Annotated in this window: 15 protein-coding genes; 5 read left to right on the top strand and 10 right to left on the bottom strand. The window is 73.2% G+C overall.

Annotated elements, in window-relative coordinates:
• The first annotated feature begins 129 nt into the window (after positions 1-129).
• Positions 130-1302 (top strand): trypsin-like serine peptidase, encoded by a 1173-nt coding sequence (locus tag ACGFYU_RS29510; RefSeq protein ID WP_393830347.1) that lies wholly within the window; start codon positions 130-132, stop codon positions 1300-1302.
• A gap of 82 nt (positions 1303-1384) precedes the next feature.
• Here ACGFYU_RS29510 and hflX read toward each other — a convergent pair whose 3' ends face one another.
• From hflX to miaA, 6 genes are all read right to left on the bottom strand, one after another.
• Positions 1385-2857, bottom strand: coding sequence for a GTPase HflX (gene hflX, locus ACGFYU_RS29505; protein ID WP_393830346.1), 1473 nt, complete (start codon positions 2855-2857; stop codon positions 1385-1387).
• A gap of 135 nt (positions 2858-2992) precedes the next feature.
• Positions 2993-4432: a M1 family metallopeptidase gene (locus ACGFYU_RS29500; RefSeq protein WP_393830345.1), complete on the bottom strand. Its 1440-nt coding sequence runs from the start codon at positions 4430-4432 to the stop codon at positions 2993-2995.
• Positions 4433-4559: 127 nt separating this feature from the next.
• The gene (locus ACGFYU_RS29495) at positions 4560-6641 is read right to left on the bottom strand and encodes a RelA/SpoT family protein (protein ID WP_393830344.1); all 2082 of its coding nucleotides are present in this window, start codon (positions 6639-6641) and stop codon (positions 4560-4562) included.
• Between the two features lie 140 nt (positions 6642-6781).
• Complete coding sequence (gene dapF, locus ACGFYU_RS29490; protein ID WP_393830343.1) at positions 6782-7657, bottom strand: diaminopimelate epimerase; 876 nt, start codon at positions 7655-7657, stop codon at positions 6782-6784.
• 115 nt (positions 7658-7772) lie between these two features.
• Complete coding sequence (locus ACGFYU_RS29485; RefSeq protein WP_393830408.1) at positions 7773-8342, bottom strand: hypothetical protein; 570 nt, start codon at positions 8340-8342, stop codon at positions 7773-7775.
• A 132-nt stretch (positions 8343-8474) separates the two neighbouring features.
• The gene (gene miaA, locus ACGFYU_RS29480) at positions 8475-9413 is read right to left on the bottom strand and encodes a tRNA (adenosine(37)-N6)-dimethylallyltransferase MiaA (RefSeq protein WP_393830342.1); all 939 of its coding nucleotides are present in this window, start codon (positions 9411-9413) and stop codon (positions 8475-8477) included.
• 196 nt (positions 9414-9609) lie between these two features.
• On the opposite strand from miaA, the gene ACGFYU_RS29475 reads away from it, so the two are divergent.
• Positions 9610-9825, top strand: a complete 216-nt coding sequence (locus tag ACGFYU_RS29475) for a hypothetical protein (protein WP_393830341.1) — start codon at positions 9610-9612, stop codon at positions 9823-9825.
• 24 nt (positions 9826-9849) lie between these two features.
• On the top strand, positions 9850-10095 hold the full coding sequence (locus tag ACGFYU_RS29470) for an antitoxin (protein WP_393830340.1): 246 nt from the start codon (positions 9850-9852) through the stop codon (positions 10093-10095).
• 76 nt (positions 10096-10171) lie between these two features.
• Here ACGFYU_RS29470 and ACGFYU_RS29465 read toward each other — a convergent pair whose 3' ends face one another.
• Together ACGFYU_RS29465 and miaB are read right to left on the bottom strand one after the other, a co-directional pair.
• A complete protein-coding gene (locus tag ACGFYU_RS29465) occupies positions 10172-10891 on the bottom strand; it encodes a hypothetical protein (RefSeq protein ID WP_393830339.1) in 720 nt (239 codons plus the stop codon).
• A 190-nt stretch (positions 10892-11081) separates the two neighbouring features.
• Positions 11082-12605, bottom strand: a complete 1524-nt coding sequence (gene miaB, locus ACGFYU_RS29460; RefSeq protein ID WP_393830338.1) for a tRNA (N6-isopentenyl adenosine(37)-C2)-methylthiotransferase MiaB — start codon at positions 12603-12605, stop codon at positions 11082-11084.
• A gap of 81 nt (positions 12606-12686) precedes the next feature.
• Between miaB and ACGFYU_RS29455 the strand changes: the two genes are divergently transcribed.
• Positions 12687-13682 carry a TAXI family TRAP transporter solute-binding subunit gene (locus ACGFYU_RS29455; protein ID WP_393830337.1) on the top strand — a complete coding sequence of 332 codons (996 nt, stop codon included), beginning with the start codon at positions 12687-12689 and terminating at the stop codon, positions 13680-13682.
• Here ACGFYU_RS29455 and ACGFYU_RS29450 read toward each other — a convergent pair.
• Both ACGFYU_RS29450 and ACGFYU_RS29445 read right to left on the bottom strand, forming a co-directional pair.
• The gene (locus tag ACGFYU_RS29450) at positions 13672-14700 is read right to left on the bottom strand and encodes an ROK family protein (protein ID WP_393830336.1); all 1029 of its coding nucleotides are present in this window, start codon (positions 14698-14700) and stop codon (positions 13672-13674) included. The genes ACGFYU_RS29455 and ACGFYU_RS29450 overlap by 11 nt on opposite strands.
• 21 nt (positions 14701-14721) lie before the next feature.
• Positions 14722-15783, bottom strand: a complete 1062-nt coding sequence (locus tag ACGFYU_RS29445) for a LacI family DNA-binding transcriptional regulator (protein WP_393830335.1) — start codon at positions 15781-15783, stop codon at positions 14722-14724.
• Positions 15784-16196: 413 nt separating this feature from the next.
• On the opposite strand from ACGFYU_RS29445, the gene ACGFYU_RS29440 reads away from it, so the two are divergent.
• Complete coding sequence (locus ACGFYU_RS29440) at positions 16197-17465, top strand: glycosyl hydrolase (protein ID WP_393830334.1); 1269 nt, start codon at positions 16197-16199, stop codon at positions 17463-17465.
• Positions 17466-17482: the final 17 nt, after the last annotated feature.

Genomic DNA, 17482 nt, shown 5'->3' with positions numbered 1-17482 from the left:
GGCCCAAGATCCTTGCCCGCCAAGGGCCGAGAGCCAGGAACCGCCGCCCCGGGCTGTGCCGTCCCCAACCTCGGCGGCATAGTGGGGGGCTGCACTCCACGCCCAGCAACCACCAGGGGGACGAACGACATGCGACCGAACCGACCGGTCACCGCGATCCTGTGCGCGGCCGCGCTCGCGCTGACCGCCGCGGCCTGCGGCCCCGGCGACGGGGAGGCCGGCGGCGACGCCAAGCCCACCGTGGCGGCGAGCCTTCCGGGCGGCACGGACGGGGTCAAGATCCCGGACCGGCTCAAGGAAAAGCTCAAGGACCACGGCTTCGACCTGGAGAAGTGGAAGGGAGGTGAGTGGAAGAACTGGAAGAAGGAGGACTGGCTCCGCGAGGCGGGCGACTACATCAACCCGATCATCGAGGGCCTGTGGGACCCGGACCGCATGCGTGACGCCGAACAGCCCCAGCGCCCGGCCGTCGACCCGGACGCGGGCAAGGACCAGGGCGTCACCGACCCGACCCCGGCACCGGTGAGCGCCAAGCCGGCGGGCGCGCCGTACCACCAGAGCGTTCCGGAGTCCGGCAAGGTCTTCTTCGACGGGCCCGAGGGGTCGATGGTCTGCTCGGCGACCGTGGTGAAGGACCCGGCCCACCCGGGCAAGTCCAACATGGTCTGGACGGCGGGCCACTGCGTGCACGCGGGCAAGTCCGGCGGCTGGTACCGCAACATCGCCTTCGTCCCGTCCTACAACAACGCGGGCAAGCCGGCGGCGCAGCTCAAGGGCGCGCCGCGCGAGCAGGTGGCCCCGTACGGCGTCTGGTGGAGCGACTGGGCGCAGACCTCCGACCAGTGGATCTCGACCGGCGGTCCGACCGGCGGCGCGGGTGCCCCGTACGACTTCGCGGTGCTGCACGTGACCCCCGAGAAGGGCAGCGGCAAGTCCCTGGAGGAGACGGTCGGTTCGGCGCTCCCGGTGGAGTTCAGCGCTCCGGCCGTGCCGAAGGTCGCGGCCATCACGGCCACGGGCTACCCGGCGGCGGCTCCGTTCGACGGCCAGAAGGCCTATCAGTGCACGGACAAGCCGGGCCGGCTGTCGCTGAGCGCGAACGACCCGGTGATGTACCGCATCGGCTGCACCATGACCGGCGGTTCCTCCGGCGGCGGCTGGGTGGCCGCGGGCGCGGACGGCAAGCCGGCGCTGGTGTCGAACACCTCGATCGGCCCCGCCAAGGCGGGCTGGCTGGCCGGCCCGCGGCTCGGCCCGGAGGCGAAGGGCGTCTTCGAGGCCGTGAGCGGCAAGTTCAAGTAGCACGACGGTGAATGACCGAGGGTGAACGACTGAGGGCCCCCTGCGAGGCAGGGGGCCCTCAGTCGTTCACGGCGCTCGCCGCCTACCGCTTCGCCAGCGCGTACGGAGCCAGGTCCGCCGCCAGTTCCTGGTGGACCCGCGCCTTGAGCAGGGTGCCCTCCGGGGTGTGCTCCTCGGAGATCACCTCGCCCTCGGCGTGCGCCTTGGCGACCAGCGAGCCGCGGGTGTACGGCACGAGGGCCTCCACCTCGACCTCGGGCCGCGGCAGCTCGGTGTCGATGAGCGCGAGGAGTTGCTCGATGCCCAGACCCGTGCGCGCCGAGACGGCGATGGAGTGCCGCTCGATCCGCAGCAGCCGCTGCAGGACGAGCGGATCGGCGGCGTCCGCCTTGTTGATCACGACGATCTCGGGCACGTTCACGGCGCCGACCTCGCGGATCACCTCGCGGACCGCCGCCAGCTGCTCCTCCGGCGCCGGGTGCGAGCCGTCCACGATGTGCAGGATGAGGTCGGAGTCTCCGACCTCCTCCATCGTGGAGCGGAACGCCTCGACGAGGTGGTGGGGCAAGTGCCGGACGAAGCCGACGGTGTCGGCCAGGGTGTAGATCCGGCCGCTGGGCGTCTCGGCCCGGCGCACGGTCGGGTCGAGGGTGGCGAACAGCGCGTTCTCCACCAGGACGCCCGCGCCCGTGAGGCGGTTGAGCAGCGAGGACTTTCCGGCGTTGGTGTAGCCGGCGATGGCGACCGAGGGCACCTTGTTGCGGCGCCGTTCCTGCCGCTTGATGTCGCGGCCGGTCTTCATCTCCGCGATCTCCCGGCGCATCTTCGCCATCTTCTCGCGGATCCGGCGCCGGTCGGTCTCGATCTTGGTCTCACCGGGGCCTCGGGTGGCCATGCCGCCACCGCCGCCGCCACCCATCTGGCGGGACAGCGAGGCGCCCCAGCCACGCAGTCGCGGCAGCATGTACTGCATCTGCGCGAGCGCGACCTGCGCCTTGCCCTCTCGGGACTTGGCGTGCTGGGCGAAGATGTCGAGGATGAGGGCGGTCCGGTCGACCACCTTCACCTTGACGACGTCTTCGAGGGCGATGAGCTGGCCGGGGCTGAGCTCGCCGTCGCAGACGACGGTGTCGGCACCGCTCTCCAGGACGATGTCCCGCAGCTCGCGCGCCTTGCCCGAACCGATGAAGGTCGCCGGGTCCGGCTTGTCGCGGCGCTGGATCACGCCGTCGAGGACGAGGGCACCTGCCGTCTCGGCGAGGGCGGCGAGCTCCGCGAGGGAGTTCTCGGCGTCCTGCACCGTGCCGGAGGTCCAGACACCGACGAGGACGACCCGCTCCAGGCGGAGCTGTCGGTACTCGACCTCGGTGACGTCTTCGAGCTCGGTGGAGAGGCCGGCCACGCGGCGCAGTGCCGCGCGCTCGGAGCGTTCGAACTGCTCGCCGTCGCGGTCTCCGTCGATCTCGTGGCTCCAGGCGACGTCCTCTTCCATCAGGGCATCGGCCCGAAGGCTCTCGGTGAAGCGGTCCTGGGAAGGGGAAGAAGAGGAGGTCATTGGATCCTTACGTCGATTCGAATAGCACGGTCACGTCACATTAACCGGCACGTTGGCTGTCACGTCCAACGTGTCTCAGCGCCCGGGGATTCCCCGAGCGGTCCCGTCGATGGTGACATGCCCGTTCCCGGGCGGTCACACGCTTTTTCCGCTCCACTCCGGGTGCCCGGGCATCGCCGGGGTCGTCTTCCCGTACAGCCAGGGCTCCAGGAAGGGTCCGAGGTCCCGTCCCGCCTCCCGCGAGGCCAGGCGTACGAAGTCGGCCGTGCCCGCGGTCCCGTCCCGGTGCTCCGCCACCCAGCTCCGCTCGACGCGGTCGAAGGCCTGGGTGCCGATCTCCTGCCGCAGCGCGTAGAGGATCAGCGCGGACCCGTCGTAGACCACCGGCCGGAACAGCCCGATCTTCTGGCCGGGGGCGGCGGCCTTCGGGGCGGCCGGGGGGCCGCCGGCCGCCCGCCACTGGTCGGAGCGCTGGTACGCCTCGCGCATGCGCCGTTCCAGGGAGTACTTGCCGAGGCCGTCCGCGTACAGGGCCTCGTACCAGGTGGCGTGCCCCTCGTTGAGCCACAGGTCGGACCAGCTCCGCGGGGTGACGCTGTCGCCGAACCACTGGTGGGCGAGCTCGTGGACCATCACGGATTCGACGTACCACTCGGGATAGCCCTCGCCCGAGAAGAGGCTGTGCTCGAAGAGCGAGAGGGTCTGCGTCTCCAGTTCGAAGCCGGTGGTCGCCCGCGCGATCAGCACGCCGTAGTTCTCGAAGGGGTACGGGCCGACCCGCTCCTCCATCCACGCGATGTGCCCGGCGGTCTTCCTCAGCCAGGGGTCGAGCTTCTGCCGGTCGGCGGTGGGCACCACGTCGCGCAGCGGCAGGCCGTGCGGCCCGGTGCCCTCGACGACGGCGGAGCGGCCGATGGAGACCTGGGCCAGCTCGGTGGCCATGGGGTGCCGGGTCTTGTACGTCCACGTCGTCGAGGGGCCCATCCGCAGGGCGGGGAGGGCCCGCACCCCGTTGGCGACGGCTGTGAGCCCCTCCGGGGCGGTGACCCGGAAGGTGAAGTACGCCTTGTCGGCGGGATGGTCGTTGCAGGGGAAGACGCGGTGGGCGGCATCGGCCTGGTTGGCCATGGCCAGGCCGTCCTGGGTGGGCACCCAGCCGCCGTCCCCGCGGCCGCGCGGGTCGCTGGTGTGGCGGACGGTGATGTGCAGCGGGATGCCGGCCACGACCGGCCGCGCGGGGGTCAGGACGAGGTCCTCCCCCACGCTCTCGAACCGCGCCGGCTCGCCGTTGACCTCGACGGACGCCACCTTTCCGTGGGTGAAGTCGAGGTTGATCCGCTCCAGCGGCTGCAGGGCGCGGGCGTCGATGACGGTGACCGCGTCGAGGGGGCTCTGGTTGTCCTTGTACGTGAGGGAGAGGTCGTACGAGAGCACGTCGTAGCCGGGGTTCCCGAGCTCGGGGAACAGCCGGTCGCCGATGCCCAGCGCCTTCGGCGGGGGCAGCACGGCGGCGACGAGGGTGAGGGAGGCCGCGGCGAGCAGGGCGGCGCGCAGGCGCGGGGAGGTGAGCTGCATCCACCACCGCTTACCAGTGGCCGCCACCCGGCCGCACACGGCGCGCGACGGAGCCACCCGAACGGGACCTTCCGGAGCCGACCGGGCCTACGCACGGCCGGCCGCGGCGGCCCCCGCGGCTCAGCGGCTAGGCCCGCTTCACGTCGTAGACGCCCGGCACGTCCCGCATGGCCCGCATCAGGGCCGGGAGCCCGCCCGCGTCCGGGAGCTGGAGGGTGTAGGTGTGCCGGACCCGCTGCTCGACCGGGGGTTCGACGGTCGCGGAGACGACCTCGACGCCCTCGCGGGCGATGGCCTCGGTCAGGTCGGCCAGCAGATGCGGGCGGCCGAACGATTCGGCTACCAGCGTCACCCGGCAGTCCGCCGTCGCCCGCCAGTGCACGGCGACGGAGGTGCGGCCCACCGCGCGCATCTGCGCGACCGCCGCGCAGTGGATGCGGTGCACGGTGACGGCCCCGCCGCGGACCACGAACCCGGCGACCGCGTCCGGCGGCACGGGGGTGCAGCACCCGGCGAGCCGCACGGTGGCGTCCGGCAGGTCGGCGACGGCGTTGCCCCCGCCGCCCCGGGCCCCGATCACCGACAGCGGTGCACGGGCTGCGGTGGTGGTGGCCATCGCGCGGTCGGGATGGGCTGCGAGCCAGCTGCTGATGGCGATGCGGGCGGCCGGGGTCCGCGCGTGGTCCAGCCACTCGGCGGCGGGTCCGGAGGAGGCGTCCTGGGCGAGCAGCAGCTGCACGGTGTCCCCGTCGGACAGCGGGGAGGAGAGGGAGGTGAGGCGCCCGTTGACCCGGGCGCCGATACAGCCGTGGGCCGCCTCGCCGTGCTGGGCGTAGGCGGCGTCGATACAGCTGGCCCCGGCCGGCAGGCCTAGCGTCCCCCCGTCGGCGCGGAACACGGTGATCTCCCGGTCCTGGGCCAGCTCCTCGCGCAGGACGCTCCAGAAGGTGTCGGGGTCGGGCGCGGACTGCTGCCAGTCGAGCAGCCGGGACAGCCAGCCGGGCCGGGTCGGGTCCACCCGCTCCTCGTCGGGATCGGCGGCGGCGTCCGGCGTCCCGGTGGCGTACGGGTTGCCGAGCGCCACCACGCCCGCCTCGGCGACGCGGTGCATCTGCCGGGTCCGGACGATGACCTCGGCGACGTAGCCCTCGGGCGTGGCGACGGCGGTGTGCAGCGACTGGTAGAGGTTGAACTTCGGGACGGCGATGAAGTCCTTGAACTCCGAGACGACGGGGGTGAAGCAGGTGTGGAGCTCCCCGAGGACGGCGTAGCAGTCGGCGTTCTCGCCGACGAGGACGAGGATGCGGCCGAAGTCGGAGCCGCGCAGCTCGCCGCGTTTGAGGGCGATGCGGTGGACGGAGACGAAGTGCCGCGGCCGGATCTGTACCTCGGCGGCGATGCCGGCCTCGCGCAGGACGGTCCGTACGGAGTCGGCGATGGCGGGCAGCGGGTCGCGTTCCCCGGCGTGCGCGGCGATGAGCGCGCGGGTCTGCTCGTACTCCTCGGGGTGCAGGATGGCGAAGACGAGGTCTTCCAGCTCGGTCTTGAGGGCCTGGACGCCGAGCCGTTCGGCGAGCGGGATGAGGACGTCGCGGGTGACCTTCGCGATGCGGGCCTGCTTCTCGGGGCGCATCACGCCGAGGGTGCGCATGTTGTGCAGGCGGTCGGCGAGTTTGATGGACATGACGCGGACGTCGTTGCCGGTGGCGACGAGCATCTTGCGGAAGGTCTCGGGTTCGGCGGCGGCGCCGTAGTCGATCTTCTCGACCTTGGTGACGCCGTCGACGATGAAGCAGACCTCGTCGCCGAACTCCTCGCGGACCTGATCGAGGGTCACGTCGGTGTCCTCGACGGTGTCGTGGAGCAGAGAGGCCGTCAAGGTGGTGGTCTCGGCGCCGAGTTCGGCGAGGATCAGGGTGACGGCGAGCGGGTGTGTGATGTACGGCTCACCGCTTTTTCGCATCTGGCCCCGGTGCGAGGTCTCCGCGAGCAGATACGCGCGCCGCAAAATGGACAGATCGGCGTCCGGATGGTGGGCGCGATGGGCCTCGGCGACATGGCCGATGGCGTCCGGAAGCCGGTCTCGGGACGTGGGCCCGAGCAGGGCCGCGCGGCCGAGCCGGCGCAGATCGAGCCTGGTCCGGCCGCGTCTGCGGAGCTCAGGGCGCGCTTCGGGGTGTGCTTCGGGGTTCGTGGCCTCTGCACTCATGGGCACCTCCGGCGGCTTCGACCGGCGGTGGTGGGCATGGGGTGAGCCCTCAGGGCCGGTGCCTGATGTTACCGACCCCACCACGTGGCGCAGTCCACCTCTCGCTGAGCGTGAAACGGATCACCCATTAGAGGGAACCTTCAGGCGAAAGCCGTTTCGGTGAGCCAGGCCTGATCGAACTCGCCCGCGGCCACGATCACGGCGGGTCCGGTCATGTCGATCCGCCCGTCGGGGTGTTCGGTGATGACGAGGGTGCCGCCGGGGAGGTCGACGGTGTACGTCACCGGTTCGCCGGTGGTGGCCGGGTCCACGCCGTCGCGGCGGATGGCCGCCACGGCGACGGCGCAGGCGCCCGTGCCGCAGGAGCGGGTCTCGCCGGAGCCGCGCTCGTGGACGCGCATGGCGACGTGCCGGGGGCCGCGGTCGACGACGAACTCGACATTGACACCCGTCGGGTACGCGGACGCCGGGCTGAACGGCGGGGCGGTGTACAGGTCTCCGGCGTCGTCGAGGGTTTCAACGAACGCGACCGCGTGCGGGTTCCCCATGTTCACGTTGCGCGCGGGCCAACTGCGGGACCCGACGCTGACGGTGACCTCGCCCTCGGGGAACACGGCGCGGCCCATGGAGACCGTGACGTCGCCTGCCTTGTCGAGGTGGACGTGCTTGACCCCGCCGCGGGTGGCGACCGCGAGGTCACCGGGCTCGACGTGGCCGGCGTACTGGAGGTAGCGGGCGAAGACGCGCACGCCGTTGCCGCACATCTCGGCGATGGAGCCGTCGCTGTTGCGGTAGTCCATGAACCACTCCGCCTCGCCGGCCAGGTGCGCGGCATCGGGGTGGGCGGCGGACCGGACGACGTGCAGCACGCCGTCCGCGCCGATCCCGGCGCGCCGGTCGCACAGCTTCGCGACGGCGGACGCGGGCAGCTCGATGGCGTTGTCCGGGTCCGGGACGATCACGAAGTCGTTCTCGGTGCCGTGGCCCTTGAGGAAGGGGAGGGTCGTGTGCGTCACCCGCCCATGGTATCGAGCCGCAGCTCAGGGGCGCGGGTCGGTCCGGTGACCGGACATCCGGCGTCCGGGCGTCCGGCCGCACGTCGGGCCGCACGTCGGCCTCGGCGCGCCGCGCTCAGCGCAGCCGCGCGACCCGGTACACCGCGAGCGCTACGACGACCAGCGCGGCCGCGGCGTACAGCGCGGCCATGCGCCAGTCGGGGCGGCGGCCGCTGCCCCGGGCCGGGAGCCCGGGCCAGGTGTAGCCCACCCGGCGGGCGGCCATCATCCCCCAGCCGCCGGCGCAGCAGCTGATCAGGAAGCCGAGCATGGCGACCACGGCTCCGCCGTCGCCGAACTCGAAGGCGAGCGGGAAGGCGAACATCAGCGAGCCGGCGGCGGCGAGCAGCACGATGGGGGCGATCTGCCACAGGCGCAGGCGGCGCTGCGGACGCAGTTCGACCTCGAACTCCGGTCCGGCGGCGGCCTCGGCCTCCGCGGAGTCCGGTGCGTCCGGGCCGTCGGGGGTCAGGCGCGCCGGGTCGGCGGGCAGCCCGAGACCGGCGGCGGGGCCTCCGGAGCCGTCAGGGCCGTCGGGGTCGGCGGGACCGCCAGGACCACCGAGGTCCTCCGGCCGGTCGAGAAGCTTCGGGTCCGCTTCCCGCCGGGTGTTGTCCCGCCCGGTGTCGCGAGGGCCGGCCTCCATCGCCACGCGCCCTCCCCACTCGGACTCAGTACGCCGCCATTCACTGCCGGTGACCGCACCCGCAGGAGTTTGATGATGGCACGGCCCCGGCCCCCGAACGGGCGCCCGGGGCGTCCCGATGCCATCACGTGATCAGGCTGTAACCGCTCGTTCGACCAACGACTGCGCGAGTCCGGGGAGTTCCCCGCGCTCGGCGGCGCCCCCGCCGAGCCAGTGCACGCGCGGGTCGCGGCGGAACCAGGAGTCCTGGCGGCGGGCGAACCGCTTGGTGGCCCGCACGGTTTCGGCCCTGGCCTCCTCCTCGGTGCACTCGCCGGCGAGGGCGGCCAGCACCTGCTGGTAGCCGAGCGCCCTGGAAGCGGTGATTCCGTCGCGCAGCCCCCGGGCCTCCAGGGCGCGGACCTCGTCGACGAGGCCGTCCTCCCACATGCGGTCCACGCGCAGCGTGATCCGCCCGTCGAGCTCGGGCCGGGCCACGTCGACGCCGATCTGCACGGTGTCGTAGACGGACTCGTGTCCGGGCAGATTGGCCGTGTAGGGGCGGCCGGTGATCTCGATGACCTCCAGCGCGCGGACGATCCGGCGGCCGTTGCTGGGCAGGATGGCCTGGGCGGCGGCCGGGTCGGCGGCGGCGAGGCGGGCGTGCAGGGCGCCGGACCCGCGCAGGGTGAGCTCTTCCTCCAGGCGGGCGCGGACCTCCGGGTCGGTGCCGGGGAACTCCATGGCGTCGAGGGCGCCCCGTACGTACAGGCCGGAGCCGCCGACGAGGACCGGCGTACGGCCCTCGGCGAGCAGTTTGTCGATCTCGATCCGGGCCAGGCGCTGGTACTCGGCGACGCTCGCGGTCTCGGTGACGTCCCAGATGTCGAGGAGGTGGTGCGGGACCCCTCCGCGCTCCGCGGTCGTCAGCTTGGCGGTGCCGATGTCCATCCCCCGGTACAGCTGCATGGAGTCGGCGTTGACGACTTCGCCGTCGAAATGACGGGCCAGGTGGACGCCCAGATCGGACTTTCCGGCCGCGGTGGGACCGACGACGGCGATGACCCGCGGTGCGGGGGCTGCTTTCCTCACCGCCCCAGTCTCTCAGCCCCCGGTCAAGGCACGGGCATGTACCCGATCGAGTTACGTGACGGGGTGGGGGCGGGGTCGTTGCCCTGGCGAGGTTCCGGCCCGGAGTGTGCCCGGCGTACGCCCGGCCCGTATCCGGTGGAGGCCGGTCCGGCCAAGGCGGAACTTCACTCACACGAGTAACGTTATGGGAGTAGACATGGGCGTTTTTGATCGGTTTTTTCGTCGTAAGGACGAGGTTGCGACCGAGGAGGTCGCGGCGGAGGCCCTGACGGCGGAGTCCGAGACGGCCGAAGAGGCCGAGGCCGCGCCTGCTGTCGCGGAGACTCCGGCGGTGGAAGCCGTGGAGATCCCGAAGCAGCAGTCGGCCGAGGTGGCCGCGGACAGCGAAGCCGGCGAGGGCGCCCGTACGTAGCTACCCGCCATTGGAAGGTGACCCATGGGCCTGCTGGACAATCTGAAGGCCAAGCTCGCTCCGGCGAAGGAGAAGGTCGGCGACCTCGCCCAGCAGCACGAGGGCAGGATCGGCGAGGGTCTGGACAAGTTCGCCAAGGTCGTGGACACCAAGACCAAGGGCAAGTACAGCGACCGGATCACCAGCGTCGAGGGCAAGGCGAAGGACGCCCTGGGCAAGATCGCGCACAAGGACACCCCCGGCGGGCCGACGCCGCCGGCCGCTTCCTGACGCGGTCCCGGAAGGGGCGCGGAACCGGCACATGGCCGGTTCCGCGCCCCTTCGACGCGTCCGGGGGAGCTCGGGCCTACGACCAGGCGGCGACGATGTACCCGACGCCGTACGGCGCGTCCTCGTACAGCAGCCGCCCGTCGAGGCCCGCGCCCTCGGCCGCGGCGGCCAGTACCTGCCAGGGCGCTCGGCCCGCGGCCTGGAGTTCGGTGGCGAGCACGGGGTCGAGGGCGGCGAGGGCCGCGGTGTCGGCGGCGCCCAGCGCCCGGCCGGCGGCCGCGTCGAAGGCGGCGGCCCGCTCGTCGAGGTAGCCGGGGGCCTTCAGGGTCCGGCAGGCGCTGCCGTCACCCAGGACCAGCATCGCCACCCGCCCGGCGGAGCCGGCGAGGTCGGTCCCGAGAAGCGCGCAGGCGGCCGGTTCGAGGTGGTCGGCGACGGCGACCCCGGCCAGCGGCGAGGCGCCCCAGCGGGCCCTCTCCAGCAGCCAGGCACCGACGGCCAGCGAGGTCGGCAGCGGGCCCTCGGCGGTGTCGGGGGCGGGCTCCTCGGGGCGGGGGCCGAGCGCCACGGTCAGGTCCACGCCGAAGCCGGCGAAGGACCCGGGGGTGCCCTGGTCGTACCCGCCGCCCCGGGGCGCCGCCCCGACGACGACCAGCAGGTCGGGCCGGGCGGCGGCGAGCACGGCGATCGCGTCCGAGCAGGCGGTACGGGCATCGCCCAGCTCGGCGGCGGCGCCCGCGGCGACCTCCGGCACGAGGAGCGGTGGGGCGGGGCAGACGGCGGCGGCTACGAGCATGATCCGCAGCCTAACGCCAGCGCGGCTCGGGCGGGTGGGGTACCGCTGCGCGGAGCCGCGCGGGCGCTGCCCGCACCCGCGCCTCAAACGCCGGCGGGGCTGGATTCGGCTCCGCCCGGTGAACCGGTGCGGCTTCACGCCCTGGGGCTCCGCCCCAGACCCCGCGCCTCAATCGCCGGCGGGGCTGGATTCACCCCTGCGGGGCCGCGCAGCCAGAGGTGGCCGCCGGGAGGGGGGCCGGGACGCCGAGGGTGGGGATGCCGAGCATGACGCCCGCGGGCTGGGCCGGGGCGGCGTTGCGCTTCTCCCAGGCGTCGCCGGCGCGGGTCCGGCGCACGGTCAGGGTCGGGCCCTCGGCCAGCAGGTGGTGCGGGGCCGCGTAGGTGATGTCGACGGTGACCACGTCGCCCGGGCGGACCTCCTCCTCCGGCTTCGTGAAGTGCACGAGCCGGTTGTCGGGGGCGCGGCCGGACAGCCGGTGCGTGGCGCCGTCCTTGCGGCCCTCGCCCTCCGCGACCATGACCTCCAGGGTGCGGCCGACCTGCTTCTTGTTCTCCTCCCAGGAGATCTCCTCCTGGAGGGCGACCAGGCGCATGTAGCGGTCCTGCACGACCTCCTTGGCGATCTGCCCCTCCATGTCGGCGGCGGGGGTGCCGGGCCGCTTGGAGTACTGGAAGGTGAAGGCGTTCGCGAAGCGGGCCTCGCGCACCACGTGCATGGTCTGCTGGAAGTCCTCCTCCGTCTCACCGGGGAAGCCCACGATGATGTCGGTGGAGATCGCGGCGTGCGGGATCGCGGCGCGGACCTTCTCGATGATGCCGAGGAATCGGTCCTGCCGGTACGAGCGGCGCATCGCCTTGAGGATCGGGTCCGAGCCGGACTGCAGCGGCATGTGCAGCTGCGGCATCACGTTCGGGGTCTCCGCCATCGCCGCGATCACGTCGTCCGTGAAGTCGCGCGGGTGCGGGGAGGTGAAGCGGACCCGCTCCAGGCCCTCGATCTGCCCGCAGGCGCGCAGCAGCTTGCTGAAGGCCTCGCGGTCGCCCAGGTCGGAGCCGTACGCGTTGACGTTCTGGCCGAGCAGGGTGATCTCCGAGACGCCCTCGGCGACCAGGGCCTCCACCTCGGCGAGGATGTCGCCGGGACGGCGGTCCTCCTCCTTGCCGCGCAGCGCCGGGACGATGCAGAAGGTGCAGGTGTTGTTGCAGCCGACGGAGATCGAGACCCAGGCGGCGTAGGCGGACTCGCGGCGGGTCGGGAGCGTGGAGGGGAAGGCCTCCAGCGACTCGGCGATCTCGATCTGCGCCTCTTCCTGGATGCGGGCGCGCTCCAGCAGCACGGGGAGCTTGCCGATGTTGTGCGTACCGAAGACGACGTCGACCCACGGGGCCTTCTTGACGATCGTGTCGCGGTCCTTCTGGGCGAGGCAGCCGCCGACGGCGATCTGCATGCCGGGGCGCTTCGTCTTCATGGGGGCGAGGCGGCCGAGGTTGCCGTACAGCTTGTTGTCGGCGTTCTCGCGGACGGCGCACGTGTTGAAGACCACGACGTCGGCGTCGCCGTCGGACCCCTCGGGGGCCCGGACGTAGCCCGCGTCCTCCAGCAGACCGGAGAGTCGCTCGGAGTCGTGCACGTTCATCTGGCACCCGTAGGTGCGCACCTCGTATGTTCCCTTGACGTCCACTGCCGGGCTCCGGTCGCTGCTGCTGGTCATGGAACAAGGGTAGGCGGTGCCCGGAGGGCCTCCGGCCGGGCGGCCCGTGACAGGAGGGCGGGCGGGTGGCAGGATCGCGCCATGCCTCTCGTACCGCCCCGGATCAGCAGGCGCCATGCCCTGCGGGCCCTGGTGGCCGTACTCGCCGTACTCGGCGCCCTCGTGTGGTGGCTCAAGCCCTTCGGGGAGCCGGAGCTCACGGGCGGGCTGACCTTCAGCACGGGTGTGCGGACCGGGGTGTACCACCGCTACGGGCAGCTGCTGGAGCAGGAGCTGCGGCGGGACATGCCCGGGGTGAAGGTGCGGCTGGAGACCAGCGAGGGCTCGCAGCAGAACCTCCAGCGGGTGGCCACCGGGGAGGCCGACTTCACGGTGGCGACGGCGGACGCGGTGGCCAAGTACCGGCAGGACGGCAGGCCCGGCTCGACGTCGCTGCGCGGGTGCGCGCGGCTCTACGACGACTACGTGCAGCTGGTGGTGCCCGCCGGGTCGCCGGTGCAGTCGGCGCGGGACCTGCGCGGCAAGCGGGTCGCGGTCGGCCAGCCGGGATCCGGGGTGCGGCTGATCTCGGAGCGGCTGCTGACGGCGGCACGGCTGGACCCGGCACGGGACGTCACCCCGGTGTCCATCGGCATCGACACGATGCCGCAGGAGCTGGAGGCGGGCCGGATCGACGCGTTCTTCTGGTCCGGGGGCCTGCCCACGAACGCGGTGCGCGAGCTGTCGGAGCGGTTCGAGATCCGGCTCGTGCAGCTCGGCGACCTGGTGGAGCAGCTGCAGGGCACGGGAAGCCCGGCGCGCTACTACCGGGCGGCGGTGATGCCGCAGGACGCGTACGCCCGGGCCCGCAACACCAGCTCGGTGACGACCCTGGCGGTACCGAACCTGCTGGTGACCACCGAGAAGATGGACCCCGAGCTGACCGAGCAGTTCACCCGGACCGTGATCCTCAGCCGCGACCGCATCGGGCACGAGGTGCACGCGGCACAGCTGGTGGACCTGCGGACGGCGATCTACACCGATCCCCTCGACCTGCACGAGGGCGCGCGGAGCTACTACCGCTCGGTCAAGCCGTAGCGGCCCGCGGCAGCAGCATGGTGGCCGCCGCGGCCGCGCCGATCAGGCCCGCGTGCGTGCCCAGGGTCGCCGGGACCACCTGGAGCTCCCGCACGAAGGAGAGGGTGGCGTAGGCGGCGAGGTGCTCGCGGATCGGGGCGAAGAGGGTGTCTCCGGAGGCGGCGACGCCCCCGCCGATGACCGCGATGTCGGTCTCCACGAGGGTGGCGGTGGCCGCGATGGCCGCGGCCAGGGCCCGGCCCGCGCGGTCGAAGGCGGCCAGGGCGATGGGGTCGCCGGCCGCGGCGGCCGCCGCCACGCCCGCCGCGGTGGCGTCGGGGCCCTTGCCGGGGGTGGCCGATGGTGCCGGGGTCCAGCCCTGGGCCAGGGCCCAGCGGGCGATCGCCGTTCCGGAGGCGATGGACTCCACGCAGCCGTGGCCCCCGCAGACGCACGGCTCGCCGTCGAAGGCCACGCTGATGTGGCCGATGTGACCGGCGTTGCCGGTGGGGCCGGGGTGGAGTTGGTTGTTCAGGATGAGGCCGCCGCCCACGCCCGTGGAGACGACCATGCACAGCGCGTTGGCGTGGCCCCGGGCCGCGCCCAGCCAGTGTTCGGCCGCGGTCATCGCCACGCCGTCGCCCGCCAGTACGGTCGGCACGTCCGCCCCGCGCGCCGCGAGCTCGGCCGCGATCCGGGCCTGGACCGGGAACTCCCGCCACGCCCCGATGTTGACCGGGCTGACCGTGCCCCGGGAGGCGTCGACCGGGCCGGCGCTGCCGATCCCGCAGCGGACCGCCGAGGGCCACAGCGGTGAGCCGGACAGGTCGGCGACGACCTCGGCGACCGCGGCCATGACGGTCTCGGCGTCAGCGTCCGCCCCGGCCGGGGTCGGGCGCCGCGTCGTGGCCGTCATCGTGCCGTCGGGGTGCACCAGCGCCCCGGCGATCTTCGTCCCGCCGATGTCGATCGCCACCGTCAGGCCTGCGGCCGAGGCGCCGGCGCGCGGGGCGGGGAAGGGGGCGGTGGGGGTGGTCACGGTGGCGGCTCCAGGAAGGGGTCAGGATTCAGTATGCGCCGCTGGGGGCGCCGTACTCTCGCGGGGCTCCAGCCGCGGCCGCTCGCTCTCCCGGACCCCGGACGGGCCGCCCGCGAGGAGCGCGAGGAGTTCCTCGGCGGCGAGTCGCCCGAAGCCGGCGGTGTCCCGGACGAGGGCGGTGAGCCGGGGGTGGGTGACCCGGCAGAGCGCGGAGTCGTCCCAGGCGACGATCGAGAGCCGGCCGGGCACGGGGATGCCCAGTTCGGCCGCGACCGCGCTGCCCGCGACGGCCATCACGTCGTTGTCGTAGACCAGGGCGGTGGGCGGCAGCGGCTCGGCGAGGACCCGTCGGGTGGCCGCCGCGCCCGCGGCGTCGGAGTAGTCGGTGACCACCGAGCGCACCTGGTCCCGGCCGAGCCCGCGCCGGGCGGCCTCGGTCCGCAGGGATTCCATCCGGCGGGCCGTGTGGGCGAGGCCGGGCAGACCCGCGATGTGCACGATCCGGCGGTGCCCGAGCCCGTGGAGGTGGTCCAGGACCTGCGCCATCGCCCCGGCGTCGTCGGCCCGGACGGAGGAGAGGGTCGCGGCGGGTTGGACGGAGGGGCTCGCGCAGGACCCTGCCTCGCCGACGGTGACCGCCGGCAGGGCCAGGCGTCCGAGGAGCTCGGGGCGCGGGTCGCGCGTGCGCGGGTCGACGACGATCACTCCGTCGACCCGCCGCTCGGCCCACCAGCGGCGGTAGACGGCGCATTCCGCGTCGATGCCTTCGACGACCTGGAACAGCAGGGCGGTCCGGGCGGCGGAGAGGACCTCCTGTATGCCCGAGACGAGCTGGAGGAAGAAGGATTCGACGCCGAGCGTGTGCGCGGGCCGGGCGAGGACGAGGCCGACGGCTCCGGAGCGCTCCCCCGACAGGGCGCGGGCGGCGCTGTTGGGCTGCCAGCCGAGTTCCTCGGCGACGCGGCGGATCCGGGCGCGGGTGTCCCGGGAGACGCCGGGCCGGTCGTTGAGCGCGAAGGACACGGCGCTCTCGGAGACCCCGGCCTGGCGGGCGATGTCCTTGATGGTGGGTCTGCGGGCCATGGCCTGCCTCATTCATCCTTCGGGTCTGCGGTGACGCGGTGCCGCGCGTCCGGCGTGACATGAACGGCAATGGCCGGACCGTACGCGATCCTGCCCCGACCGGTGGCCGGATCCCGAACTCCGCCTGGGCCCGGGGATTCCGGTGGGCCGGTGAAGGGGTCCGGGCATGGTCACGACTATGACCGAAATACCGCTGTCCATTTCCGCGCACTTCCTTGCGTGACAGCTCGAACTAAACCGCATTAGCCCGATCAGCTCCAGCACACACAACCCGTACGTCAACAGGACTGAAGCGCTTAAGTACAGCCCCCGCGGGACCGGGACGTTCGGAAATCGAGGCCCTGTTGACTTCCCCTGTGGAGAGCGGCAGCTTATGGGCGTCCGGCGAATTCCCCTGAACTCCGGGACCCTTCATGCACCAGGCTCCCCGCCCGCCCCGAACCCTCCGCTTCGGCGCCAACTACACGCCGACCCGCGGCTGGTTCCACCACTGGCTGGACTTCGACCTCGACGAGGTCAGGGCCGACCTCGACTCCCTCGCCGCGCTCGGCCTGGACCACGTCCGCGTCTTCCCGCTGTGGCCGCTGTTCCAGCCCAACCGGACGCTGATCCGGCCGCGCGCGGTCGAGCAGCTCGTCGCGCTCGCCGACGCGGCCGCCGAGCGCGGGCTCGACGTCACCGTGGACGGACTGCAGGGGCACCTGTCGAGCTTCGACTTCCTGCCCGCCTGGACCCGGACCTGGCACCGGCGGGGCCTCTTCGACGACCCGGACGTGGTCGCCGGGCAGGAGGAGTACCTGCGCACGCTGGCCGCCGCCCTCGCGGACCGGCCGAACTTCCTGGGCATGACGGTCGGGAACGAGATCAACCAGTTCTCCGACGCCCCGCACCCCGACCCCGACCGCATCACCCGGGAGCAGGCGGGCCGCTGGCTGGAGCGGATGCTCGCCGCCTGCGAGAAGGGCGCGCCGGGCCGGTTCCACCTGCACGCCGAGTACGACGCCGCCTGGTACCAGGACGGCCACCCCTTCACCGTGGCCCAGGCGGCCCGGCTGGGCGCGGCCACCGCCGTGCACTCCTGGGTGTTCAACGGCACCGCGCAGCGCCACGGCCCGACGGGGACGGCGACCGAGCACCACGCCGCGTACCTGATCGAGCTCTCCAAGGCCTGGGCCCGCGACCCGCACCGCCCGGTCTGGCTCCAGGAGGTCGGAGCGCCCGCGCCGCTCATCCGGCCGGAGCAGGCGGCGCGGTTCACCGAGGCCACCGTGGCGAACGCCCTGGACTGCGCGGACCTGTGGGGCGTGACCTGGTGGTGCTCGCACGACGTGTCGCGGGAGCTCGCGGACTTCCCGCAGCTGGAGTACGGCCTCGGGCTGCTCACCAACGACCGCCGGGTCAAGCCGGCCGGAGCCGCCCTCGCGCGCGTCACCGAGGAGTGGCGGGGCCGCACGCACCGGCCGCCCGTACGGACCACCGCGCTGGTGGTGGACGTCGGCGGGGCCGAGGAAGCTCCGAGGCGCTCGGTGTGCGCCCCCGGCGGCGCCTTCTTCGAGGCCTGGGCGGCGCTCACCGCGCGGGGGGTCCGGCCGGCGGTGGTGCTGGCCGAGCTCGCCGAGGACCCCGCGCACCTGGCCGCGCGCGGCATCACCGAGGTGCTGCGCGTTCCCGACCCCACCTGACCATCCCCCGCAGAGGA

This window comes from Streptomyces sp. NPDC048337, from assembly GCF_043201175.1.
Taxonomy (GTDB): Bacteria; Actinomycetota; Actinomycetes; order Streptomycetales; family Streptomycetaceae; genus Streptomyces.
This window is presented reverse-complemented; position numbering and strand designations above follow the sequence as displayed.

What these genes read in the sequence shown, in the direction of transcription:
- ACGFYU_RS29500 (WP_393830345.1), bottom strand. Translation starts at nt 4,432, where the DNA reads ATGCAGCTCACCTCCCCGCGCCTGCGCGCCGCCCTGCTCGCCGCGGCC.
- hflX (WP_393830346.1), bottom strand. Translation starts at nt 2,857, where the DNA reads ATGACCTCCTCTTCTTCCCCTTCCCAGGACCGCTTCACCGAGAGCCTT.
- ACGFYU_RS29495 (WP_393830344.1), bottom strand. Translation starts at nt 6,641, where the DNA reads ATGAGTGCAGAGGCCACGAACCCCGAAGCACACCCCGAAGCGCGCCCT.
- miaB (WP_393830338.1), bottom strand. Translation starts at nt 12,605, where the DNA reads ATGACCAGCAGCAGCGACCGGAGCCCGGCAGTGGACGTCAAGGGAACA.
- ACGFYU_RS29510 (WP_393830347.1), top strand. Translation starts at nt 130, where the DNA reads ATGCGACCGAACCGACCGGTCACCGCGATCCTGTGCGCGGCCGCGCTC.
- ACGFYU_RS29445 (WP_393830335.1), bottom strand. Translation starts at nt 15,783, where the DNA reads ATGGCCCGCAGACCCACCATCAAGGACATCGCCCGCCAGGCCGGGGTC.
- ACGFYU_RS29470 (WP_393830340.1), top strand. Translation starts at nt 9,850, where the DNA reads ATGGGCCTGCTGGACAATCTGAAGGCCAAGCTCGCTCCGGCGAAGGAG.
- ACGFYU_RS29455 (WP_393830337.1), top strand. Translation starts at nt 12,687, where the DNA reads ATGCCTCTCGTACCGCCCCGGATCAGCAGGCGCCATGCCCTGCGGGCC.
- ACGFYU_RS29485 (WP_393830408.1), bottom strand. Translation starts at nt 8,342, where the DNA reads ATGGAGGCCGGCCCTCGCGACACCGGGCGGGACAACACCCGGCGGGAA.
- ACGFYU_RS29440 (WP_393830334.1), top strand. Translation starts at nt 16,197, where the DNA reads ATGCACCAGGCTCCCCGCCCGCCCCGAACCCTCCGCTTCGGCGCCAAC.
- ACGFYU_RS29465 (WP_393830339.1), bottom strand. Translation starts at nt 10,891, where the DNA reads ATGCTCGTAGCCGCCGCCGTCTGCCCCGCCCCACCGCTCCTCGTGCCG.
- ACGFYU_RS29475 (WP_393830341.1), top strand. Translation starts at nt 9,610, where the DNA reads ATGGGCGTTTTTGATCGGTTTTTTCGTCGTAAGGACGAGGTTGCGACC.